At 60.0% G+C, this 480-nt stretch carries 1 protein-coding gene; it reads left to right on the top strand.

Annotated features, from left to right (window positions below; all coding sequences use genetic code 11):
* The coding region (locus tag QM806_RS40980) for a hypothetical protein (RefSeq protein WP_283295057.1) at positions 1–335 on the top strand (335 nt) is incomplete at its 5' end.
* Positions 336–480: the final 145 nt, after the last annotated feature.

Below are 480 nucleotides of genomic sequence, written 5' to 3'. Positions count from 1 at the left end.
CATACCTCCTCTCGGCCGACGTGTTAGCGCAACGCCGCAAGTCCGTGTATCCGTGTATCCGTGAATCAGTAGACGCGGATGAAGCAGATTGCATGGGCGATGCAATCCCGTGCCGAGCGGTCGTGCAGTCGCACTTGACCGACTGCAGCACCATTCCGCTGCCGGCGTTCTCCACTGAGATCCGTTGCATGCTTGAAGTCGCCGTTGCACGCCATCCGGAAATCCGTAAAGCCGTATATGCGGAGACCCGTGCAAGTGTGCATCGTGCAGGCCATGGGCGTGCAACCTCACTGCACGGGGGCTTCCATGCCGGGCAGATACACGCAAGTCCGTAGATTCGTATATCCGTGAATGCGGAAGGTCCGCGCTTGGGTTGCTCCCGATACCGCCTGGTTCGCGGAACAACGTAGGCCAATGACCGGTACCGCTGCACGCCCGCGTCTACGCGAGGTCGTAGTTCCGTAGTTCCGTAAGTCCGTG

It is taken from the genome of Rhodococcus sp. IEGM 1351, from assembly GCF_030056875.1.
GTDB classification, from domain to species: Bacteria; Actinomycetota; Actinomycetes; order Mycobacteriales; family Mycobacteriaceae; genus Rhodococcus_F; species Rhodococcus_F opacus.
Note: the sequence above shows the minus strand (reverse complement) of the source record. Positions and strands in the feature narration are given on the sequence as shown.